Origin of the sequence: Streptacidiphilus fuscans (assembly GCF_015690355.1) — a bacterium.
Taxonomy (GTDB): domain Bacteria; phylum Actinomycetota; class Actinomycetes; order Streptomycetales; family Streptomycetaceae; genus Streptacidiphilus; species Streptacidiphilus fuscans.
The window spans coordinates 110,999-132,776 of the sequence record NZ_JADPRT010000003.1; the positions used below are offsets into that span (position 1 = coordinate 110,999).

Below are 21,778 nucleotides of genomic sequence, written 5' to 3' on the forward strand. Positions count from 1 at the left end.
CCGGGCACCCCTGACTCTCTTTCACGAGCGTCAGGAGCCCCGAGCACATACGACGGCACCCAATCGCGTTCGTTACTTGGCCTTCTCGAGGATCTCGACGACGCGCCAGCGCTTCGTCGCGGAGGTGGGGCGCGTCTCCATGAGGAGAACGCGGTCACCGATGCCGCAGGCGTTGGCCTCGTCGTGCGCCTTCAGCTTGTTGGTACGGCGGATGACCTTGCCGTACAGCGCGTGCTTGACGCGGTCCTCGACGGCGACGACGACGGTCTTGTCCATCTTGTCGCTGACGACGAGACCCTCACGGGTCTTGCGGAAACCGCGCGTCTCGTTGGTGTTGTCAGTCATCAGGCGTCCTTCACCGTCTCGATGCCCAGCTCGCGCTCGCGCATCAGGGTGTAGATCCGCGCGATGTCCTTCTTGACGAGCTTGAGGCGCCCGTGGTTGTCGAGCTGCCCGGTCGCCGCCTGGAAGCGGAGGTTGAACAGCTCCTCCTTGCGCTCACGCAGCTGCGCAACGAGACCCTCGTTGTCCAGCTCGCGGAGCTCAGCAGCCTTCGTCGCGGCCATCAGCTCTCACCTGCCTCGCGCCGGACAATCCGGCACTTCATCGGGAGCTTGTGAGCAGCGCGGGTGAGCGCCTCACGAGCCACCTTCTCGTTCGGGTAGGACAGCTCGAACATGACCCGACCCGGGTGCACGTTCGCGATCCACCACTCCGGCGAACCCTTACCGGAACCCATGCGGGTCTCGGCGGGCTTCTTGGTCAGCGGGCGGTCGGGGTAGATGTTGATCCACACCTTGCCGCCACGCTTGATGTGACGGGTGATGGAGATACGAGCGGACTCGATCTGCCGGTTCGTCACGTACGCCGGGGTGACGGCCTGCAGGCCGTACTCACCGAACGTCACCTCAGTACCGCCCTTGGCCATACCGCGGCGCTTGGGGTGGTGCTGCTTGCGGTGCTTGACCCTGCGAGGGATCAGCATGGTCAGGCCTCCGTAACAGGGGTCTCAGCCGCAGCCGGAGCCTCGGTCGCCGCGGAAGCGGTGGCCTCGGTGTTCTGCTGCGGACGACGGCCACGGCCGCCGGCGGGACGGTCGCCACCACGACGGGGGCGCTCGCCCGGGCCACCCGCACGCGGCGGACGGTTGCCGGCCTTGGCGGCGGCGTTCTCGGCGCGGACCTCGGCGATGTTCTTGACGTCGCCCTTGTAGATCCACACCTTGACGCCGATGCGACCGAAGGTGGTCTTGGCCTCGAAGAAGCCGTAGTCGACGTTGGCGCGCAGCGTGTGCAGGGGCACGCGGCCCTCGCGGTAGAACTCGCTGCGGGACATCTCAGCGCCGCCCAGACGGCCGGAGCACTGGATCTTGATGCCCTTGGCACCGGACTTCATCGTGCCCTGCATGCTCTTACGCATGGCGCGACGGAAGGAGACGCGGGAGGACAGCTGCTCCGCGACGCCCTGAGCCACGAGCTGGGCGTCCAGCTCGGGGTTCTTGACCTCGAGGATGTTCAGCTGGACCTGCTTGCCGGTCAGCTTCTCGAGGTCGCCGCGGATGCGGTCGGCCTCGGTGCCGCGGCGGCCGATGACGATGCCCGGGCGGGCGGTGTGGATGTCCACCCGCACGCGGTCACGGGTGCGCTCGATCTCAACCTTCGAGATACCGGCGCGCTCCATGCCGGACGTCATCATGCGACGGATCGCGACGTCTTCCTTGACGTAGTCCTTGTACAGCTTGTCGGCGTACCAGCGGGACTTGAAGTCCGTGGTGATGCCGAGGCGGAACCCGTGCGGGTTAACCTTCTGGCCCATTACCGGGTCCCTTCCTTCGACGCGACGACCACGGTGATGTGGCTCGTCCGCTTGCGGATCCGGTACGCGCGGCCCTGGGCCCGCGGACGGAAACGCTTCAGGGTCGGGCCCTCGTCGACGTAGGCCTCGGAGATGTAGAGGCTCGACACGTCGTTGTGGTTGTAGTTGTGGTCCGCGTTCGCGATGGCGCTGTTGAGCACCTTGAGAACGGGCACAGACGCGGCCTGCGGAGCGAATCGCAGGACCGCCTGGGCCTCCGTGGCACTCATGCCACGGACAAGGTCCACCACGCGGCGGGCCTTCATGGGCGTTACGCGGATGTACCGCGCCGCTGCCCTGGCTTCCATGGTTGTCCCCTTGATGGTGATTGTCATCGTGTCTTCGCTTCGCAGGTCAGCGACGCTTGGACTTACGGTCGTCCTTGACGTGACCCTTGAACGTGCGGGTCGGCGCGAACTCGCCGAGCTTGTGGCCGACCATCGACTCGGTGACGAACACCGGGATGTGCTTGCGGCCGTCGTGCACCGCGAGGGTGTGCCCCAGCATCGCCGGAACGATCATGGAGCGACGGGACCAGGTCTTGATGACGTTCTGGGTACCGGCCTCGTTCTGGACATCCACCTTCTTCATGAGGTGGTCGTCGACGAAGGGCCCCTTCTTGAGACTGCGCGGCATCGAGACTGCTCCTAGCGCTTCTTGTTCGTCTTGCGGCGGCGGACGATCATCTTGTCGCTAGCCTTCTTCGGCTTGCGAGTACGACCCTCCTTCTGACCCCACGGCGAAACCGGGTGGCGACCACCGGAGGTCTTACCCTCACCACCACCGTGCGGGTGGTCGATCGGGTTCATGGCGACACCACGCACGGTCGGGCGGACGCCCTTCCAGCGCATACGGCCGGCCTTGCCCCAGTTGATGTTCGACTGCTCGGCGTTGCCGACCTCGCCGACGGTCGCGCGGCAGCGCGCGTCCACGAGGCGGACCTCGCCGGACGGCATGCGCAGGTGGGCGTAGACGCCCTCCTTCGCCAGCAGCTGGACCGACGAGCCCGCGGAACGGGCGATCTTCGCGCCGCCACCGGGACGCAGCTCGATGGCGTGGATGACCGTACCGACCGGGATGTTCCGGAGCGGGAGGTTGTTGCCCGGCTTGATGTCGGCGCTGGGGCCGTTCTCAACCCGGTCGCCCTGGCCCAGCTTGGCCGGAGCGATGATGTAGCGCTTCTCACCGTCTGCGTAGTGCAGCAGCGCGATGCGCGCGGTGCGGTTCGGGTCGTACTCGATGTGAGCGACCTTGGCCGGCACGCCGTCCTTGTCGTGACGACGGAAGTCGATGACACGGTACGCGCGCTTGTGGCCGCCACCCTGGTGGCGAACAGTCACACGACCGGTGTTGTTACGACCGCCCTTGCTGTGCAGCGGGCGGACCAGCGACTTCTCCGGCTCGGACCGCGTGATCTCGACAAAGTCGGCAACGCTGGAGCCGCGACGGCCCGGCGTTGTCGGCTTGTACTTGCGGATGCCCATGGCTTCTTCTGTCCTTAACCGTTACGGGATTCCCCAGCGCCTCAGGCGGCGGGGGCGTTCCCGAAGATGTCGATGCGGTTGCCCTCTGCCAGCGTCACGATGGCGCGCTTGGTGTCCTTGCGCTTGCCGAAGCCGGTGCGGGAGCGCTTGCGCTTGCCCTGGCGGTTCAGCGTGTTGACGTTGGCGACCTTGACCGAGAAGACGGCCTCGACGGCCTGCTTGATCTGGGTCTTGTTGGCGTCCGGCGACACCACGAAGGTGTACTTGTTCTCGTCGAGGAGCGCGTAGCTCTTCTCCGAGATGACCGGCTTGATCAGGACGTCACGGGGGTCCGTGTACGTCTTGCTCGTGATCTCGCTCATCAGGCGGCGCTCCCATCGAGCTCGCCCTCAGCGGCGACAGCCTTGGCGGACGCGACCGGACCGGCCACGAAGCGCTCGAAAGCAGCCTGAGTGAAGACCACGTCGTCGGAGACGAGCACGTCGTAGGTGTTCAGCTGGCCGGCGTCCAGGATGTGCACGGTCGGCAGGTTGCGGGCGCTGAGCAGCGACAGCTCGTCGTCACGCTCGACGACCAGCAGCACGTTCTTGCGCTCGCTGATCTTGCCGAGCAGCGTGCGGGCAGCCTTGGTGGACGGCGCCTCGGTCGCGGTCACGCCGGTGACGACGTGGATGCGAGCGTTGCGGGCCCGGTCGGTCAGGGCGCCACGCAGAGCGGCGGCCTTCATCTTCTTCGGCGTCCGCTGCGAGTAGTCACGCGGCACGGGACCGTGCACGACGCCACCACCGGCGAACTGCGGCGCACGGGTCGAACCCTGACGGGCGCGGCCGGTGCCCTTCTGGCGGTACGGCTTCTTGCCGCCACCACGGACCTCGCCACGACGCTTGGTCTTGTGCGTGCCCTGACGAGCGGCGGCGAGCTGAGCGACGACGACCTGGTGCAGCAGCGGAACGCTGACGCGCGCGTCGAAGATCTCAGCCGGCAGCTCGACGGTGCCGACGGTCTCACCCGCGGGGGAGAGAACGTTGATGGTGCTCATTACTTCAGGCCCCCTTCGCCGCGGTGCGGACCAGGATGAGGCCGCCGTTCGGACCGGGGACCGCGCCCTTGATGAGCAGCAGGCCCTTCTCCGCGTCAACGGCGTGGATGGTGAGGTTCTGCGTGGTGACACGCTCGTGGCCCATACGGCCGGCCATCTTCAGACCCTTGAAGACACGACCGGGGGTGGCGCAGCCACCGATGGAACCGGGCGAGCGGTGCTTGCGCTGGACACCGTGACCGGCGCCGAGACCCTTGAAGTTGTGACGCTTCATGACACCGGCGAAGCCCTTGCCCTTGCTGGTGCCGGTCACGTCGACCTTGACACCGGCCTCGAACACCTGAGCGGTGATCTCCTGGCCGAGGGTGTACTCGGAGGCGTCGGTCGTGCGCAGCTCGACCAGGTGGCGGCGCGGGGTCACGCCGGCCTTGGCGAAGTGACCCGCGAGGGGCTTGTTCACCTTGCGCGGGTCGATGTCGCCGAAACCGATCTGCACGGCGTCGTAGCCGGTGCCGTCGGCGGTGTGGACCTGGGTCACGACGTTCGGGCCGGCCTTGACGACGGTCACCGGGACGATGCGGTTGTTCTCGTCCCAGACCTGCGTCATGCCGAGCTTCTCGCCCAGGATGCCCTTGATCTGCTTAGCCATCTTCAGCTCACGCCCCTCAGAGCTTGATCTCGATGTCGACACCGGCCGGCAGGTCGAGTCGCATCAGAGAGTCAACGGTCTTGGGCGTCGGGTCGAGGATGTCGATCAGGCGCTTGTGCGTGCGCATCTCGAAGTGCTCGCGCGAGTCCTTGTACTTGTGCGGCGAGCGGATGACGCAGTACACGTTCTTCTCAGTGGGCAGCGGCACCGGGCCCGCGACCTGCGCACCAGTACGCGTCACCGTCTCGACGATCTTCTTCGCCGAGGAGTCGATGACCTCGTGGTCGTAGGCCTTGAGCCGGATGCGGATCTTCTGTCCCGCCATGGCTACTTCGTAGTCCTTCTGTCTCTGTCGCCTCTGCGCCGTACGCCTCCGGGTGGAGGCATTCGGGGCGTTTCCGCCGACCCACGCGGTCGGGCGTGTCGCGCTTGCCCTCAAGAGCAAGCCTTGGCGGAAACACCGGATCGGCACCTCTGACCACGCTTCCCGAAAGATTCCCGTACTTTCGCGCCGCAGCTGCCGCGTCTCGTCCAGACGTGCTGGATCACAGACAAACGGGCTTCACGGGCACGACGAGTACTGTGGGACTCGCTTTCGGTCCCCCCGATCCCGAAGGACCCGACCCCGAAGGGTCTGATGAGGGGCGCGCGACATCGGCGCTCAACCGAGCAACTCGGCTAGTGTGCCATACCGGACAAGGGGCACGCCAATCGAGGTCAACACGCCAGTGGGGCCTCCCGGAGGAGGCCCCACCTGACGTTCGATCAGTTCCCGCTGCTCACTCGGCGGTGGCACTCGCCAGTCGGGCGGTCGGCTGCTCGTGGGCGGGAATCTTCGGCATGCGCCGGATCATCGCCAGCAGCAGCACGAAGCCGGCCCGGCCCAGGTAGATCGTCGCCTTTATCGGCGAGGCGCTCGGCGTGCCGGTGGTGCGCTCGCGCATCGCCACCGGGATCTGGCGCACGGTGAATCCGCAGCGGACCGCGCCGACCAGGGTCTCGATCGTGTCGCCCAGGTACTCGACCGGGTACCAGTGCGCGAAGAACGCGATCATGCTCCGGTTGCAGGCCTTGAAGCCGGAGGTGGTGTCGGTGAGCCGGGTCCGCGCGATCCGCGAGAGCACCGCGGAGAGCAGCTTCATCGCCCACGCGCGCGGGCCGCGCACCGAGTACGCGCCCTCCCCCGCGAAACGGGCGCCGATGACCAGGTCTGCCGACTCCAGCGCCTCGACCAGGGCGGGGACGTAGCCGGGGTCGTGCTGGCCGTCCGAGTCGCACTGGATGGCGACGTCGTAGTCGTGCTCGTACGCGTAGCGGTACCCGAGGCGCATCGCGCCGCCGACGCCCAGGTTGTACGGGAGCCGCGCGACGGCGGTGGCGCCGGAGGCGGCGGCCACGCGGGCGGTGGTGTCGGCCGAGCCGTCGTCCACCACCAGGGTGTCCACTCCGGGGAGCTTCTCCTGGATCTCCTTGAGTATGAAGGGCAGGCCCTCCGACTCGTTCCAGGCCGGCAGGATCAGCAGCACCCGCTTGCCGTCCAGTGCCGCGGTGTCGATCACACTGTCGGTCACGTTGTCGCCCATCAGGCCCGCACCTCCCGCGGCTGCCCCTGCTCCTGTCGGTCGCGGAGCTCGGCGAGCTCGGCCGCGTGCTGGTCCAGCTGCGTGCGGACCAGGGCGATGTCCTCCGAGAGGGTGCGCGTCTCCGCCTCCAGGCGGCTCGCCTCCCAGCTCAGGTGCAGGCAGACGAGCAGCACCAGCAGGAAGCCGCAGAAGAGCACCAGGCTCGCCCCGTTGGCCACACCCAGACGGTGCGCGACCCCGTTCAGCAGGGACGGGAAGAAGCCGATCGGCGTGACCACGATGCCGATCGTGATCCAGATCGCTGCGTACTTCTCCCGCAGCTGCTGGCGGCGCAGCAGCTCCAGGATGCACCCGATCACCAGCACGCTGCTGATCGAGGTGAGTACGGAGAGTTGCACGGCGGGGAGCCTTTCAGATGGGGCGTAGGGAATCCTAGCGAGTGGCGACGGGTTCCGCGTCACGGGCGTCGGCGGGCTCACGGCCGCCGGACACGCGCGACAGCAGTACCAGAAGGACCCCCGCGGTGACCACCGAGCCGGTGAAGTACGCGAACTCCACCCGCGTCGAGGCACCCCCCGGTAGGAATGTCGCACCGACGAGCGCGACGGTTCCCACCACCCAGCCGAGCAGCTGGAGCTTGTGCCGTCCGACGGCCATCAGCGCCTGTCCGAGGACCAGCGCGAGCATGTAGGCCATCGTCCCGGCGGCGAACCAGAAGAAGTCCAGCATGTGCAGGACGTCGGGAGCGTTCAGGAAGGTGTGAATCAGCCAAGAACCGAGCAGGACCGAAGGAACTCCGCCCAGTACGCCCAGTCCGGTGATCACGCCGCAGGTGCGCAGCAGCATCTTCCGGAACCCGGCCCGGTCCCCCGAGGTCGCCGCCGTGGACAGCCCGGTCATCAGCGTCGGCTGCAGCGAGCCGAAGACGAAGAGCGGGATCCGGCAGAGCACGCCCGCGCTGAGCACCGCGAAGGTCAGGTTCGCATCGTTCGGCGCCAGCAACGCCAGGGCCACCACCGGAGCGTTGACCACGACCTGGGCCAGGATCGAGGCGCCCATCATCGTGGTGAGGTTCTGCGACAGCTCCGGCCAGGGCATCTGCGGCCCCGGACGCGAACCGCGCAGGGCCGGACGCAGCGTCAGCAGCATGGCCAGCAGCGGCGCGACCGCCATCACCAGGCCGTAGTAGATCGCCTCGTGCACGCCGGCCAGCACCAGCGCGAAGGCGAAGACCATGCGCAGTCCGCCGTCGAGGGCCAGCGAGATGCCGTAGGAGTCGAAGAGGCCGAGCCCGGCCAGCACGCCGCGGGTCATGAAGACCAGGCCCATGCCGACCAGCGTCGCCGCGAACGCCCAGACCAGGCCGGTGTCTCCGCCGAAGAACCGGTGCGCGACCGGACCGGCGGTGGCCGCCAGGATCGCGCAGAGCAGGGCCAGCAGGCCGGCGGTGAACAGCGCCGCCCGGCGGAACACCGGCCGGACGCCCTCGCCGCGGACCTGGCGCGCGGCGACGACCCGGGTGAGCTCCTGCTCGACCGGGAAGAACAGCCCGAGGCTCAGCGTCATCGCCAGCGACCAGAGCTCGGAGACGGCCGCGCGCGGGTCCTGTCCCAGCGCGTGTCCGGAGATCGCGATCTGGACGTAGGAGGCCAGGCCGAGGATCAGCGTCCCGCCGATCACCAGGTGGGTGCCCGGCGGGATGACGCTGAGGATCCGGGCGAACGGGCCGCTCTTCGCGGCCGGGGTCGCGCTCGCGGCGGCGGCCTCGCTCACTTCTCCAGCGCTGCCTTCGCCTTGAGCGGCTCCCACCAGGCGCGGTTCTCGCGGTACCAGGCGATGGTGTCGGCCAGGCCCTGCTCGAACGCGACCTGCGGGGTGTAGCCGAGCTCCTCGGAGATCTTGGTGATGTCCAGGGAGTAGCGCAGGTCGTGGCCCTTGCGGTCGGCGACGCGCTCGACCATGTCCCAACCGGCGCCGGCGGCCTCCAGCAGCAGGCCGGTCAGCTTCTTGTTGGTGATCTCGGTGCCGCCACCGATGTTGTAGACCTCACCCGCGCGGCCCTTGGCCAGCGCCAGGGCGATGCCGCGGCAGTGGTCGGAGACGTGCAGCCAGTCGCGGATGTTGCCGCCCTCGCCGTACAGCGGGACCTTCCTGCCGTCGATCAGGTTGGTCGTGAAGAGCGGGATGACCTTCTCCGGGAACTGGTAGTGCCCGTAGTTGTTGGAACAGCGGGTCACCACCACGTCCATGCCGTGGGTGCGGTGGTAGGCCAGCGCCAGCAGGTCGGAGCCCGCCTTGGAGGCGGAGTACGGGGAGTTCGGGGCCAGCGGCCACTCCTCCGTCCAGGAGCCCTCCGCGATGGAGCCGTAGACCTCGTCGGTGGAGACGTGCAGGAAGCGGCCGACGCCGTGCTTGCGGGCGGCGTCCAGCAGCACCTGGGTGCCCAGCACATTGGTGGTCACGAACGGCCCCGCGCCCGCGATGGAGCGGTCGACGTGGGACTCGGCGGCGAAGTGCACGACCGCGTCGTGGCCGGCCATGACCTGGTCGACGGCCTCGGCGTCGCAGATGTCGCCGCGGACGAAGCTGTAGTCCGGGTGGTCGGCCACCGGGTCCAGGTTCGCCAGCACGCCGGAGTAGGTGAGCTTGTCGAACACCGTGACCTGGGCGCCCTGCAGCGGACCGGGTGCCGTAAGGAGCTGGCGGACGAACTCGGAGCCGATGAACCCGGCACCGCCGGTGACAAGAATGCGCATAGTCCGGTCAGCATAGCCGGACCCCCTGAGCCCGGGGCCAGCCGCAGGCCGGACCTTTGCCCCTTCGTCACAGTCCGCAAACATCCACAACCCGGCGGGAGGGCCCCTCCGGGAGGAGGCCATAGAGTGGCCGCATGCGCGGCATTCTTCTCGCCGGTGGAACGGGCTCCCGTCTCTGGCCTCTGACCAGGGCGGTCTCCAAGCAGCTGCTCCCCGTCTTCGACAAACCGATGATCTACTACCCGCTGTCCACGCTGATGATGGCAGGCATCACCGAGGTGCTCGTCATCACCACCCCGGAGGACCAGGACCAGTTCCAGCGCCTGCTCGGCGACGGCTCCCAGTGGGGGCTGCAGCTGAGCTACGCCGTCCAGGAGCGTCCCGAGGGCATCGCCCAGGCGTTCTTGCTGGGCGCGGACTTCATCGGCGACCAGCCGGTGGCGCTGATCCTGGGCGACAACATCTTCCACGGCAGTGGCCTCGGCACCCGGCTGCGGGAGAACAAGAGCCTGGTCGGCGGGCGGGTCTTCGCCTACCCGGTGGCGGACCCGAGCGCGCTCGGCGTGGTCGAGTTCGACAGCGAGGGCAAGGTCATCTCCATCGAGGAGAAGCCGGAGAAGCCCAAGTCCCGCTACGCGGTGCCGGGCCTCTACTTCTACGACTCCGAGGTCGTCGAGATAGCCCGGAACATCACCCCCAGCGCCCGCGGCGAGCTGGAGATCACCGCCGTCAACGAGGCCTACCTGCGCCGTGACCGACTGACCGTCACCGTGCTGGACCGCGGCACGGCCTGGCTCGACACCGGCACCCACGACTCGATGGTCCAGGCCTCCGAGTACGTCCGGGTCATCGAGCAGCGGCAGGGCTTCAAGATCGGCTGCGTCGAGGAGATCGCCTGGCGCATGGGCTACATCGACGCGGCGCAGCTGCGCACCCTGGCCGAGCCGCTGGTCAAGAGCGGCTACGGCACCTACCTGCTGAACCTGCTGGACGAAGGGCTCACCGCATGAAGATCCGCCCGCTGAGCATCGAGGGCGCCTGGGAGATCACCCCGGTGCAGCACGGCGACCCCCGCGGCATGTTCATGGAGTGGTACCGCTTCGACCACCTCGCCGAGGCCGTCGGCCACCCGCTGCGGCTGGCGCAGGGCAACATGTCGGTCTCCGCGGCGGGTGTGGTCCGCGGCATCCACTTCGCCGACGTCCCGCCCGGCCAGGCCAAGTACGTGACCTGCGTGCGCGGCGCGGTGCTCGACGTCATCGTCGACCTGCGCGTGGGCTCCCCCACCTTCGGTCAGTGGGAGGGCGTCCGCCTGGACGACGCCGACCGCCGCGCGGTCTACATCTCCGAGGGCCTCGGCCACGGCTTCTGCGCGCTGACGGACGACGCGACGCTGTCGTACCTCTGCTCGGAGACGTACAACCCGACCGGCGAGCACGGCATCCACCCGCTCGACCCGACGCTGGCCATCGAGTGGCCGGCGGACGCGCCGCAGCTGTCCGCCAAGGACACGGCGGCCCCGACCCTCGTCGAGGCCGAGGCCGCCGGTCTGCTGCCCGTCTACGACGCCTGTCGCGCGTTCACTGCTTCCCTGCGCCGGCACTGACCGCCGACGCCGACTCGGAGGCCGTACCGGAGGCCGCCGTCGCTGCGGGAGCCGCTGCTCCCTCGGCGAGGGCGGCCTTTTCGCGTGCGGCTTGGCGCACGGCTTGGCGTGCGGTCAGCCAACGCTGCAGCGGCGCCGGGGTCCAGTGCCGCAGGCTCATGGCCCGGTCCTCCACCAGGTGCCAGGAGAGCCAGGCGAGCGCCCAGGTGATCGCGATCGCGGCCAGCACGTACGCGTAGTGGCCGTACTTGGTGAAGTGGTACATCAGCAGCGTCTGCAGCACGGGGAAGCCGTAGATGTAGATGCCGTACGAGTAGTCGTTCTTCCGTCCGACCCAGTGCAGCTTCTTCGGCATCCGCACGCCGCCCCAGATCACCAGGTAGGCGAAGGCCGGGTAGCCGATCACGAAGAAGCCGCCGAGCAGCAGCGAGCCGACCAGTGCGGCGAACGCGCCCACGGCGAGCAGGTCGTTGATCGGCACCCGCTCCTTGTAGAGCTGGAACGTCGCGCCGAGCAGGAAGACGAAGCCCAGGTAGATCACGTAGTGGCTGCTGAGCCAGCCGAGGATCGGCATGTTCCAGGCGGTGCTGCCCTCGCTGGGGGCGCCGCGCCAGCCCTTGGCGTCGATCAGGTTCATCAGGATCATGATCCAGAGCCCGACGGTCACCAGCGCGACCGTCCTGCGGGCCCGGGTCAACACGCCGCCGGCGGCCAGGATGCCGACGATGACGTAGCAGAAAATCTCGTACTTCAGCGACCAGAGCGCGCCGTCGAAGGCCCCGTTGAAGTTGGTGTGGCGGTGGATCCCGGTGGTCATGATCCCGGAGATGTCGTAGCCGCTGCCGATCGAGGTGTTCCACATCCCCTCGATGTACTGGAACGGCCCGTACTTGGCCGTCCAGAAGCCCGCCAGCGAGCCGTGCTGCCCGTGGTAGAGGACCGGCGCGAGCACGAACGCGGTCAGCACGATGCAGACCCACAGGGCCGGCAGGATGCGCAGCGCGCGGTGCCAGGCGTAGCGTCCGACGCCCAGCCGCTTGCCACTGCCGGTGATCATGAAGCCGGAGATGGCGAAGAAGCCGACCACGGCCATCTTGCCCAGGTCCACCTGGTTGCCGAAGAGCTGGGAGCCCACGTCCAGGCGGCCGTAGCCGACCGGGTTGCTGTGCGAGACCACGACGGACAGGGCCAGCAGCAGACGGATCAGGCCGAAGCCGTTGGCGCGGCCGGAGAGCAACTCACCCAGCGTGCCGCGGGTGCGCCACCACGCGCGGGGCCTGCCCGCCGGAGCGGCAGCTATGGTCTCAGCCATTCCGGCTTCCCTCCGCCTTCCAGAGCGCCGCGACGGACTCCGCCAGCGACCGGCGCGCCTCCCAGCCGAGCACGCGACGCACCAGTGTGACATCCAGGCACTGCCAGTCCGTCTCGGGCCCGGCGCCCGCCGGACCCGGGTCCTCGGTGATCTCCACCGGCACGCCGGAGGCGGCGATCAGGAGCTCGACCATCTGCCGCGCGGAGACGCCCTCGCCCCGGCCGACGTTGAGCACCGGCGTCGCGGCCCAGTCGACGTCGGTGGCGTCCAGCGCGACGACGACGGCGTCGACGACGTCGTCCAGGTCCACGAAGTCCCGCTGCGCGGTCAGCGGCGCGAGGGTGAGCGCGGCCGTCTCGCCCGCGGCCTCGGCAGCGGCCAGCTTGGCGGCCATCACGCCCAGCAGGCTGTGACCCGGCTGCCCGGCGCCGACGACATTGCCGACGCGCAGCGCCACGGCCTGCGCGCCGCCCTTGGCGGCGGTCTGCACCAGGTCGGTGGCCCGCACCTTCAACCGGCCGTACGCCATCACCGGCTGCGGCTCGTCGCCCTCGGCCTGGACCGTGCCGATCGGGGCCAGCCCATACTCGTGGACCGAGCCGAGCTGGACGAAGCGGACCGGCTCCGGCAGCAGCGCGATCGCGTCCAGCACGCGCTGGACCATGGTCACGTTGGCGTCGACCATCTGCTCGTCCGTCAGGCCCCACATGCCGCCCGCGGCGTTGACCACCGCGGTCACCTGCTCCTCGCGCAGCAGCTCGGCGAGGTCGGCGGCGGTCCCGGCGACCAGGTCGAAGGCCCGGAACCGTCCCGGCACCGGGACCTCGGGCTCGCGGCGCGCGACGACCAGCACCTGCCTGCCGCCCTGGACCAGCTCCTCGGCCAGGGCGCGGCCGATGAAGCCGGTACCGCCGAGGACCGCCACGCTGTTCGACATACCTGCTTCTCCATAGGTGGTTCGTGATGCGGCGAAGCCGCGGATCATGCCTGGTCAGGCCGAGCGCCAGGCCGGGACGGGCGGTGCGTCAGGGCCGACGGCCGGAGGCCGCGGCGTGCCGCAGCAGGGCACGCGCACCGTCCCGCTGCCCGGTCCGCAGCGCGCCCGGCAGCAGCGTGAGCGCGTGGATGCGCGAGGAGAGGTGCGTGCGGGCGGCCTTCGCCGCGCGCGGCCAGCCGTGGGCGTCGAGCCGGTCGGCGACGTCCGCGAAGTACTGCGCGGACTCCTCGAAGCGGTAGCCGCTGAACGCCTTCGCGGAGGAGATGCTCACCGCGTGCCGCCGGTACTGGAACGAGAGGGTCTCGTCGACCAGCAGCTGCTCGCCGTCCTGGATCAGGTCGATGATCAGCGCCAGGTCCTGGATGATCTCCAGACCCTCACGGAACCCCCACTTGCGCACCGCGTCCGTGCGCCAGCACAGCGCCGGGAAGTAGAGCCAGTTGCCGCGCAGCAGGTTGGCCGCGAGCGCCTCGCCGCCGAGCAGCCGTCGGCCCTGGATCCTGGGGGCGTAGATGCGGCGCTTGGCCTCGTCGACAAGCGTGTTGCTGGGCTTCCCGTCGGAGTCGATCACCTCGACGCCCGGCTGCACGATCGCCGTCCCCGGGTGCTCGGTCAGGGCGGCGCGGACGGTCGCGACGTAGTTGGGCAGCATGACGTCGTCGGTGCCCATCATCACGAAGTGCTCGGCCTCGACCAGGCCCAGGCACTTCTGGTAGTTGCCGACGACGCCGAGGTTCTTCTCGTTGCGCTGGTAGCTCACCCGCGGGTCGCCGAGCTCGGCGAACCACTCCGGCACCCCTGGTTCCTTGCCGTCGTCGACCACGACCAGCCGCCAGTCGCGGTCCGTCTGAGCGATGACACTGCGCACGGCGGTCTGCATCAGAGCGACGTCGCCGTAGTACGGCAGCATGATGTCGAGAGTGGTCACGATGAAGGCACCAAATCGGTTGGGGTCCGGACGGGCGGCCTGCCGGGCGCGCACGAGCTCCTGCGTGGGCGGAGGGCACCCTAGGGGCGAAGCATACCGACCGCGGCCAACCCGGTACCTTCCCGCGTTCACGCGTCCGCGTGCCTGCGCTCGGGCGGCTCACACGGCTCAGAGGCCTCGGACGCCTCAGAGTTCTCAACTGATCCTCGCTGCATCCCGAACTTCCGCCGCCGGCTTCCTGACCTCAGCCGGTTAGGCTGTGACGCTGACCCCGGACCGAGCACAGGGACGTCACAGAAAAAGACGTCACAGGAGAGCAGACGGAGAGCCGGGCAGGACTTGCTAAGGACCCCCGTGCCCCAATCCGTGCGCACCCTCATGGGCCGCCGACTGCTCGGTCCCGTGTGGCTGCTCCCCGTGCTGGTCACCCTGCTGACCACGCTCTACCGCCTCGGCAACCCCGTGATGTGGCAGGACGAGCTGGCCACGATCAGCGTCGTCACCCGTCCGGCCGGGAAGATCCTGGCGACGGTGCAGAACGTGGACGCCGTCCACGGCCTGTACTACATGGCCATCCACTTCTGGGTCACTCTTGCGGGCGACTCCCCCGCCGCGCTGCGGTTGCCCTCCGTCCTTGCGATGACCGCGGGCGCGGCCTTCACCGCGCTGGCGGCGCAGCGCCTCTTCGACTACCGGGCCGGCCTGCTCGCCGGACTGGTCTACGCGCTGGTCCCCGCGATCGGCCGCTACGGCCAGGAGGCGCGGGACTACGGCATGGTCGTGCTGGCGTCCTCACTGGCCCTGCTCCTGCTGCTGCGCGCGCTGGAGCGCCCCACCGCGCTGCGCTGGCTCTGCTACGCGGGCGCGCTGGCGCTCTCCGGCTACTCGAACCTGGTCTCGTTGGCCTACCTGGCCGGCCATGCCGCGCTGGTCGCGCTCGCGCTGCGCCGCGAGGGCGGCCGTGCCCGCTGGATCGGCTTCCTGGGCGCGGGAGCGCTGGCCGGGCTCCTGCTGATCCCCGTCGTCACACTGGGCGAGAAGCAGGCGACGCGTCAGATCTCCTGGATCCCCAAGCCGACGGTGCGCGACCTGGCCACGCTCTGGCCCCAGATCCTCTGCTCCACCGGGCTCGTGGTGGCCCTGGTCGCCGTCGTCGTCCTGCTCGGCTGGCGGGTCCGCCGCCGGGCGGAGCTGGCCGTGGCAGTGGTCATGACGCTGGTGCCGTTCGTCGCGGTGTGGGCGCTGTCGTACGGCTCGGTGTCGTACGTGATGCCCAAGTACCTCTTCTTCCTGATCCCCGCGGTCGCCCTGCTGGCGGGCGCGTCTCTGGCGACCCTGCGGCTGCGCTACGCGCTCCCCGTCGCGCTGGCGCTCGCCGTCGTCGTCATCCCGGACCAGCGCGCGCTGCACGGGACGCTCTCGCACAACCGCTACCAGTACCCGACGGCCGCGCCGTTCACCGCGCTGGACTACCGCGCGGCGGCGGACGTCGTCGCGGCGGGCTACCGCGCGGGGGACGGCATCGTCTACGGCTACGGCTACGCGCAGTGGTGGGAGATCCAGACCGGCGTCCCGTACTACCTGCCGTCCGGCGACAAGCCGGTCGACGTCTTCGCCGGGACGACGGCGGAGCAGCGCAACGACCTCTGGGGCATCACCTGCCCGGCGCCTGCGCGCTGCCTGGGCACCGAACCCCGCCTGTGGCTGGTCGCCGACGGCGGGCACGTGGTGAACCCCTTCACCACGGTCCCGAAGGCGGAGGCGAACGTCCTGCGCGCCCACTACCACGAGGTGCTGCGCAAGCTCGTCTCGGGCCTCTCGGTCTTCCTACTCACGCGCGTGCACTGAGCTGCCGCTCGGGCGGGCGGGGAAGTTGCACCCGCCCGCCTACTCGCGCCCACGCGGCGGAGCCGCATATGGGTAGAGCCCCGCGCCCCTGAGGAAGTGCAACTTCCCCGCCTGCCCCGAGGTCCCCTTGTTCAAAACACACAGAAGCCCCCTACCAGCAGTGCTGGCAGGGGGCTTCTTGTGTCGCTGAGTGGTGACTCAGATCAACAGGTCATCAATTACTTGATGATCTTGGTGACCTGGCCGGCGCCCACGGTACGACCACCCTCACGGATGGCGAACTTCAGGCCCTCCTCCATGGCGATCGGCTGGATCAGCGCGACCGTCATGCCGGTGTTGTCGCCCGGCATGACCATCTCGGTGCCCTCGGGGAGGGTCACGACGCCGGTCACGTCCGTGGTACGGAAGTAGAACTGCGGGCGGTAGTTGTTGAAGAACGGGGTGTGGCGGCCACCCTCGTCCTTCGACAGGATGTAGGCCTGGGCCTCGAAGTCGGTGTGCGGCGTGACCGAACCCGGCTTGATGATGACCTGGCCGCGCTCGACGTCCTCGCGCTTGATGCCACGGAGCAGCAGACCGACGTTCTCACCGGCCTGGCCCTCGTCGAGCAGCTTGCGGAACATCTCGATGCCGGTGACCGTGGTGGTGGTCTTGGTCTCCTTGATGCCGATGATGTCGACAGTCTCGTTGACCTTGAGGACGCCACGCTCGATACGACCGGTGACGACCGTGCCACGACCGGTGATCGTGAAGACGTCCTCGATCGGCATCAGGAACGGCTTGTCGACGTCGCGGTCCGGGGTCGGGATGGCCTCGTCGACGGCGTGCATCAGGCCGAGGAGCTTCTCGCCCCACTCCTTGTCGCCCTCCAGCGCCTTCAGCGCGGAGACGCGGATGACCGGGAGGTCGTCGCCCGGGAACTCGTACTCGGAGAGCAGCTCGCGGACCTCGAGCTCGACGAGCTCCAGGATCTCCTCGTCGTCCACCATGTCGGCCTTGTTCAGGGCGACAACGATGTAGGGGACGCCGACCTGGCGGGCCAGGAGGACGTGCTCCTTGGTCTGCGGCATCGGGCCGTCGGTGGCGGCCACGACCAGGATCGCGCCGTCCATCTGGGCGGCACCGGTGATCATGTTCTTGATGTAGTCCGCGTGACCCGGGCAGTCGACGTGGGCGTAGTGACGCGCCTCGGTCTGGTACTCGACGTGCGCGATGGAGATGGTGATACCGCGCTGACGCTCCTCCGGCGCCTTGTCGATCTGGTCGAACGGCGTGAAGGGGTTGATCTCCGGGTACGCGTCGTGCAGCACCTTGGTGATCGCAGCAGTCAGGGTGGTCTTGCCATGGTCAATGTGACCGATGGTGCCGATGTTGACGTGCGGCTTGTTCCGCTCGAACTTGGCCTTAGCCACTTTGGGGTCCTCCTGAGGACAGTTTCTGTACGCCGTTCGACGTCAGGTGGTCTGGGGTGGGGGCCGAAGGAGCCCGGGGTCCACATGTTCCGTGGACCCCAGGACCACCTCCGTACAGCCTAAGCGAGGTTTCGCACCGGAAAGTCCCGGTATGCGAGGTACTTACTCGCCCTTGGCCTTTGCCACGATCTCTTCCGCCACGTTCTTGGGAACCTCGGCGTACGAGTCGAACTGCATGGAGTAGCTTGCGCGACCCGAGGTCTTGCTGCGCAGGTCACCGACGTACCCGAACATCTCGGACAGCGGGACCAGCGCCTTGACGACGCGGGCGCCGTGACGCTCGTCCATGGCCTGGATCTGGCCACGGCGCGAGTTGATGTCGCCGATGACATCGCCCATGTAGTCCTCGGGCGTGGTCACCTCGACAGCCATCATCGGCTCGAGCAGCACGGGGGACGCCTTGCGGGCACCCTCCTTGAACGCCATCGAACCGGCGATCTTGAACGCGAGCTCGGAGGAGTCGACGTCGTGCGACTGACCGTCCAGCAGCGTCACGCGGACGCCCTGGAGCGGGTAGCCGGCGAGGATGCCGAACTCCATGGCCTCCTGCGCACCGGCGTCGACCGAGGGGATGTACTCACGAGGCACGCGACCACCGGTGACGGCGTTCACGAACTCGTAGCCCTCGCCGGACTCCAGCGGCTCGATCGCGATCTGGACCTTGGCGAACTGACCCGAGCCACCCGTCTGCTTCTTGTGGGTGTAGTCAATGCGCTCGACGGCCTTGCGGATCGTCTCGCGGTACGCGACCTGCGGCTTGCCGACGTTGGCCTCGACCTTGAACTCACGCTTCATACGGTCGACCAGCACCTCGAGGTGCAGCTCGCCCATACCCGCAATGATGGTCTGGCCGGTCTCCTCGTCCGTGTTGACCTGGAAGGAGGGGTCCTCCTCCGCGAGACGCTGGATGGCGACACCCAGCTTCTCCTGGTCACCCTTGGACTTGGGCTCGATCGCGACGCGGATGACCGGGGCCGGGAAGTCCATGGACTCCAGGATCACCTGGTTCTTGTCGTCGCTCAGCGTCTCACCGGTGGTGGTCTGCTTCAGGCCCATGACGGCGACGATGTCGCCGGCGCCCACCGAGTCGATCTCCTCACGCTTGTTCGCGTGCATGCGGTAGATCTTGCCGATGCGCTCCTTGCGGCCCTTGACCGAGTTGAGCACGGCGGTGCCCGCCTCGAGGCGGCCGGAGTACACGCGGACGAAGGTGAGCTTGCCCAGGTGCGGGTCCGACATGATCTTGAACGCCAGAGCCGACAGCGGCTCGTCGTCCGACGCGTGGCGGATGATCTCGACCGACTCGTCGCCCGGCTTGTGACCGACGATGGACTCGACGTCCAGCGGCGACGGCAGGTACTTCACGACCGCGTCGAGCAGGGGCTGGACGCCCTTGTTCTTGAACGCGGTGCCACAGAAGACCGGGGTGAAGTTGCTGGCGAGCGTGCCACGACGGATACCGGCGATCAGCTGCTCCTCGGTGGGCTCCTGGCCCTCGAGGAAGAGCTCCATCAGCTCGTCGTCGCCCTCCGCGGAGGTCTCGAGCAGCTTGGCCCGGTACTCCTCGGCGAGCTCGGTGTGCGAGGCCGGGATGTCGACGACGTCGTACATCTCACCCTTGGTGGCCTCGGCGGACCAGACCAGCGCCTTCATCGTGACCAGGTCGACGACACCGGTGAAGTCGGACTCGGCACCGATCGGCAGCTGCATGACCAGCGGGGTCGCGTTCAGGCGGTCGACGATGGAGTCGACACAGCGGAAGAACTCCGCGCCCGTGCGGTCCAGCTTGTTCACGAAGCAGATGCGCGGGACGCCGTAACGGTCGGCCTGACGCCACACCGTCTCGGACTGCGGCTCGACACCGGCCACACCGTCGAACACCGTCACGGCGCCGTCGAGCACGCGGAGCGAACGCTCCACCTCGACGGTGAAGTCGACGTGACCCGGGGTGTCGATGATGTTGATGGTGTTGTCGACGCCGTCGACGGTCCAGTGGCAGGTCGTCGCGGCCGACGTGATCGTGATGCCGCGCTCCTGCTCCTGCTCCATCCAGTCCATCGTGGCAGCGCCGTCGTGGACCTCACCGATCTTGTACGACACACCGGTGTAGAACAGGATGCGCTCGGTCGTGGTGGTCTTGCCCGCGTCGATGTGCGCCATGATCCCGATGTTGCGGACCCTGGCGAGGTCAAGGGAGGTTGCAGCCATTGTGGCTCGTCTCTCTCTTTCTTGGTTCTGACGGGGTTCGGACTACCAGCGGTAGTGCGCGAAGGCCTTGTTGGACTCGGCCATCTTGTGGGTGTCCTCGCGACGCTTGACGGAGGCGCCCAGACCGTTGCTGGCGTCCAGGATCTCGTTGAGCAGACGCTCGGTCATGGTCTTCTCGCGACGAGCGCGGGAGTACCCGACCAGCCAGCGGAGGGCCAGCGTGTTGGCGCGGCCCGGCTTGACCTCGACCGGCACCTGGTAGGTGGCGCCACCGACGCGGCGGGACTTGACCTCGAGAGTCGGCTTGACGTTCTCCAGGGCGCGCTTGAGCGCGACCACCGGGTCGTTGCCGGTCTTCTCACGGACGCCCTCGAGGGCGCCGTACACGATGCGCTCAGCGGTGGAGCGCTTGCCGTGGAGGAGGATCTTGTTGACGAGCTGGGTCACCACAGGGGAGCCGTAAACCGGGTCGATGATGACCGGGCGCTTCGGGGCAGGGCCCTTACGAGGCATTCTTACTTCTCCTTCTTGGCGCCGTAGCGGCTGCGGGCCTGCTTGCGGTTCTTGACACCCTGGGTGTCAAGGGAGCCGCGGATGATCTTGTAGCGCACACCCGGCAGGTCCTTCACACGACCGCCGCGCACGAGCACGATGGAGTGCTCCTGCAGGTTGTGACCCTCACCCGGGATGTAAGCGGTGACCTCGATCCCGCTGGTCAGACGCACACGCGCGACCTTACGCAGAGCCGAGTTCGGCTTCTTGGGGGTGGTCGTGTAGACGCGCGTGCAGACGCCGCGGCGCTGGGGCGAACCCTTCAGTGCGGGCGTCTTGTTCTTCTCGACCTTGTCCTGCCGGCCCTTTCGGACCAGCTGCTGGATCGTAGGCACCGTTTCTCCGATTCTTTGTGCCAAGGCTGGGTGAAACTAACCTGTTGCGTCTCACCGACTCTCCGACCCACGCGGTCGGGTGTGTCGGACGCCCTGCACATGATCCGAGCGAAAGACAGCTCGGACGTGTGGAAGCGCGGTATCCCATGCGCGGCGGCCTGACTGCACGCACGCGCGAGAGACCCGGGGACACCCCAGGCACAAGGTCAGAGCGTACCCAGCGGTTGGGCGCGGGTCAAAACAAATGCCTGTAGGCCCCTGGCGGCACTGTCAAGCCGTTGGGCCGAACGGGTGAACCGGGTCGTGTCGGGGGCGAACGGGGGCGCGGCGAGGCGGGGAAAGTCGGTCGCGCGTCAGGGGTGGGTGACGCCGAGGAGGATCAGAAGGACCCAGAGGCCCGTGCCCATGCTGCCGAGGACAATACCGGCTGTCGCCATGCCCGAGCCGTCCTGGTGACTGTCGCGCAGCTGGCTCTTGGCGATGATGCCGGTGACGAGGGCCGGAAGACCGGTCAAACCCATGGTGAAGACCTGGGCCAGGCCCAGCAGCAGCGAGGCCACCGCCGCGCCGTTGGTCCGCCTGGGCCGCGGCGGCCAGTACGGCGGCGCGTAGGCCGCGGGAGGGCCCGGGTACACGTACGGCGGCCCCGGCTGCACCGCGAACGCGGACGGCATCGGGCTGCTCATCGGCGTCGGCATCGGGCCGACCGGCAGATCCTGTACCAGCACCGCCAGTTGGCCGTACGTCTGGGCGCTCTGCGCCGCGCCGACGCGCTCGGCGTACTCCTCGCTGCTCAGCCGGCCCTCGGCGAAGGCGGCCTTCAGCACGTCGACCGTGCGCTCCCGGTCCGCCTGCGCTGCCCGCATCGCGGCCTGCGGCAGCCCGGCCGCCATGGGCGCGGCAGGCACCACCACGACCGGCTGCGGCTGCTGCACCGGCGCCGGACGCGCAGGCTGCGGCGGCTGACGGTACTGCCACGGTCCCATCGGCTGGTTCATCGACACTGCGCCCCTCCCGCTGGATCGACCACCGGCTCCCTCCCCCTGCCTTCGGCGGGGGACCCGCAGCTTCATAGTGCAAGACGAACGGCGGCCCCGCACGGTGCCCGCGCCACCCGGCGTGGACTGTCGCGCAGTTGTGACAGTGCCTCACCGA

At 68.5% G+C, this 21,778-nt stretch carries 26 protein-coding genes; 3 read left to right on the plus strand and 23 right to left on the minus strand.

All coding sequences use genetic code 11. From position 1 onward, the window contains the following. Positions 1–72 precede the first annotated feature (72 nt). From rpsQ to rfbB, 15 genes are all read right to left on the minus strand, one after another. On the minus strand, positions 73–345 hold the full coding sequence (gene rpsQ / locus I2501_RS07655) for a 30S ribosomal protein S17 (protein ID WP_042451758.1): 273 nt from the start codon (positions 343–345) through the stop codon (positions 73–75). Continuing rightward, complete coding sequence (gene rpmC, locus I2501_RS07660) at positions 345–569, minus strand: 50S ribosomal protein L29 (RefSeq protein WP_196193610.1); 225 nt, start codon at positions 567–569, stop codon at positions 345–347. The genes rpsQ and rpmC overlap by 1 nt, the downstream gene beginning before the upstream one ends. Continuing rightward, on the minus strand, positions 566–985 hold the full coding sequence (gene rplP, locus I2501_RS07665) for a 50S ribosomal protein L16 (RefSeq protein WP_196193111.1): 420 nt from the start codon (positions 983–985) through the stop codon (positions 566–568). The genes rpmC and rplP overlap by 4 nt, the downstream gene beginning before the upstream one ends. Before the next feature lie 2 nt (positions 986–987). After that, complete coding sequence (rpsC, locus tag I2501_RS07670) at positions 988–1,815, minus strand: 30S ribosomal protein S3 (protein WP_196193112.1); 828 nt, start codon at positions 1,813–1,815, stop codon at positions 988–990. Further along, positions 1,815–2,162 (minus strand): 50S ribosomal protein L22, encoded by a 348-nt coding sequence (gene rplV, locus I2501_RS07675; protein WP_196193113.1) that lies wholly within the window; start codon positions 2,160–2,162, stop codon positions 1,815–1,817. Before rplV ends, rpsC begins: the two co-directional genes overlap by 1 nt. Positions 2,163–2,208: 46 nt before the next feature. Further along, on the minus strand, positions 2,209–2,490 hold the full coding sequence (gene rpsS / locus I2501_RS07680; protein ID WP_111504504.1) for a 30S ribosomal protein S19: 282 nt from the start codon (positions 2,488–2,490) through the stop codon (positions 2,209–2,211). An 11-nt stretch (positions 2,491–2,501) separates the two neighbouring features. Then, positions 2,502–3,338 carry a 50S ribosomal protein L2 gene (gene rplB, locus I2501_RS07685; RefSeq protein ID WP_196193114.1) on the minus strand — a complete coding sequence of 279 codons (837 nt, stop codon included), beginning with the start codon at positions 3,336–3,338 and terminating at the stop codon, positions 2,502–2,504. A gap of 41 nt (positions 3,339–3,379) precedes the next feature. Beyond that, positions 3,380–3,700, minus strand: a complete 321-nt coding sequence (gene rplW / locus I2501_RS07690; RefSeq protein WP_196193115.1) for a 50S ribosomal protein L23 — start codon at positions 3,698–3,700, stop codon at positions 3,380–3,382. After that, positions 3,700–4,377 (minus strand): 50S ribosomal protein L4, encoded by a 678-nt coding sequence (gene rplD, locus I2501_RS07695; protein WP_111504500.1) that lies wholly within the window; start codon positions 4,375–4,377, stop codon positions 3,700–3,702. Before rplD ends, rplW begins: the two co-directional genes overlap by 1 nt. A gap of 4 nt (positions 4,378–4,381) precedes the next feature. Further along, positions 4,382–5,026 carry a 50S ribosomal protein L3 gene (rplC, locus tag I2501_RS07700; RefSeq protein WP_196193116.1) on the minus strand — a complete coding sequence of 215 codons (645 nt, stop codon included), beginning with the start codon at positions 5,024–5,026 and terminating at the stop codon, positions 4,382–4,384. Positions 5,027–5,042: 16 nt separating this feature from the next. Further along, positions 5,043–5,351, minus strand: a complete 309-nt coding sequence (gene rpsJ, locus I2501_RS07705; protein ID WP_020549238.1) for a 30S ribosomal protein S10 — start codon at positions 5,349–5,351, stop codon at positions 5,043–5,045. Positions 5,352–5,805: 454 nt separating this feature from the next. Further along, positions 5,806–6,609, minus strand: a complete 804-nt coding sequence (locus I2501_RS07710; protein WP_196193117.1) for a glycosyltransferase family 2 protein — start codon at positions 6,607–6,609, stop codon at positions 5,806–5,808. Continuing rightward, on the minus strand, positions 6,609–7,007 hold the full coding sequence (locus tag I2501_RS07715; protein WP_196193118.1) for a DUF2304 family protein: 399 nt from the start codon (positions 7,005–7,007) through the stop codon (positions 6,609–6,611). The genes I2501_RS07710 and I2501_RS07715 overlap by 1 nt, the downstream gene beginning before the upstream one ends. A gap of 34 nt (positions 7,008–7,041) precedes the next feature. Further along, entirely contained in the window at positions 7,042–8,382 is a 1,341-nt protein-coding gene (locus I2501_RS07720) for a lipopolysaccharide biosynthesis protein (RefSeq protein ID WP_196193119.1), read from the minus strand. Then, positions 8,379–9,365, minus strand: a complete 987-nt coding sequence (rfbB, locus tag I2501_RS07725) for a dTDP-glucose 4,6-dehydratase (protein ID WP_196193120.1) — start codon at positions 9,363–9,365, stop codon at positions 8,379–8,381. Before rfbB ends, I2501_RS07720 begins: the two co-directional genes overlap by 4 nt. Before the next feature lie 134 nt (positions 9,366–9,499). Here rfbB and rfbA point away from each other — a divergent pair, with 134 nt between their 5' ends. Then, complete coding sequence (gene rfbA, locus I2501_RS07730) at positions 9,500–10,375, plus strand: glucose-1-phosphate thymidylyltransferase RfbA (RefSeq protein WP_196193121.1); 876 nt, start codon at positions 9,500–9,502, stop codon at positions 10,373–10,375. Continuing rightward, positions 10,372–10,971: a dTDP-4-dehydrorhamnose 3,5-epimerase gene (gene rfbC, locus I2501_RS07735; RefSeq protein ID WP_196193122.1), complete on the plus strand. Its 600-nt coding sequence runs from the start codon at positions 10,372–10,374 to the stop codon at positions 10,969–10,971. Before rfbA ends, rfbC begins: the two co-directional genes overlap by 4 nt. On the opposite strand, the gene I2501_RS07740 is transcribed toward rfbC, so the two are convergent. The 3 genes from I2501_RS07740 to I2501_RS07750 form a co-directional block, all read right to left on the minus strand. Further along, entirely contained in the window at positions 10,946–12,283 is a 1,338-nt protein-coding gene (locus I2501_RS07740) for an acyltransferase family protein (RefSeq protein WP_196193123.1), read from the minus strand. The genes rfbC and I2501_RS07740 overlap by 26 nt on opposite strands. Then, entirely contained in the window at positions 12,276–13,220 is a 945-nt protein-coding gene (locus I2501_RS07745) for an NAD-dependent epimerase/dehydratase family protein (RefSeq protein WP_196193124.1), read from the minus strand. The genes I2501_RS07740 and I2501_RS07745 overlap by 8 nt, the downstream gene beginning before the upstream one ends. Before the next feature lie 88 nt (positions 13,221–13,308). Continuing rightward, the gene (locus tag I2501_RS07750; RefSeq protein WP_328806262.1) at positions 13,309–14,208 is read right to left on the minus strand and encodes a glycosyltransferase family 2 protein; all 900 of its coding nucleotides are present in this window, start codon (positions 14,206–14,208) and stop codon (positions 13,309–13,311) included. A 354-nt stretch (positions 14,209–14,562) separates the two neighbouring features. On the opposite strand from I2501_RS07750, the gene I2501_RS07755 reads away from it, so the two are divergent. Continuing rightward, complete coding sequence (locus I2501_RS07755) at positions 14,563–16,056, plus strand: glycosyltransferase family 39 protein (RefSeq protein WP_196193125.1); 1,494 nt, start codon at positions 14,563–14,565, stop codon at positions 16,054–16,056. A gap of 218 nt (positions 16,057–16,274) precedes the next feature. Here the strand turns inward: I2501_RS07755 and tuf are convergent, their stop codons facing one another. The 5 genes from tuf to I2501_RS07780 form a co-directional block, all read right to left on the minus strand. After that, positions 16,275–17,468, minus strand: a complete 1,194-nt coding sequence (gene tuf / locus I2501_RS07760; RefSeq protein ID WP_196193126.1) for an elongation factor Tu — start codon at positions 17,466–17,468, stop codon at positions 16,275–16,277. A 162-nt stretch (positions 17,469–17,630) separates the two neighbouring features. Continuing rightward, complete coding sequence (gene fusA, locus I2501_RS07765) at positions 17,631–19,736, minus strand: elongation factor G (protein WP_196193127.1); 2,106 nt, start codon at positions 19,734–19,736, stop codon at positions 17,631–17,633. Between the two features lie 42 nt (positions 19,737–19,778). Beyond that, positions 19,779–20,249 (minus strand): 30S ribosomal protein S7, encoded by a 471-nt coding sequence (gene rpsG / locus I2501_RS07770; protein WP_037605734.1) that lies wholly within the window; start codon positions 20,247–20,249, stop codon positions 19,779–19,781. 2 nt (positions 20,250–20,251) lie between these two features. Then, positions 20,252–20,623, minus strand: a complete 372-nt coding sequence (gene rpsL / locus I2501_RS07775; RefSeq protein ID WP_014144289.1) for a 30S ribosomal protein S12 — start codon at positions 20,621–20,623, stop codon at positions 20,252–20,254. Positions 20,624–20,976: 353 nt separating this feature from the next. Further along, complete coding sequence (locus I2501_RS07780) at positions 20,977–21,621, minus strand: DUF1707 and DUF4190 domain-containing protein (protein WP_236046024.1); 645 nt, start codon at positions 21,619–21,621, stop codon at positions 20,977–20,979. Positions 21,622–21,778: the final 157 nt, after the last annotated feature.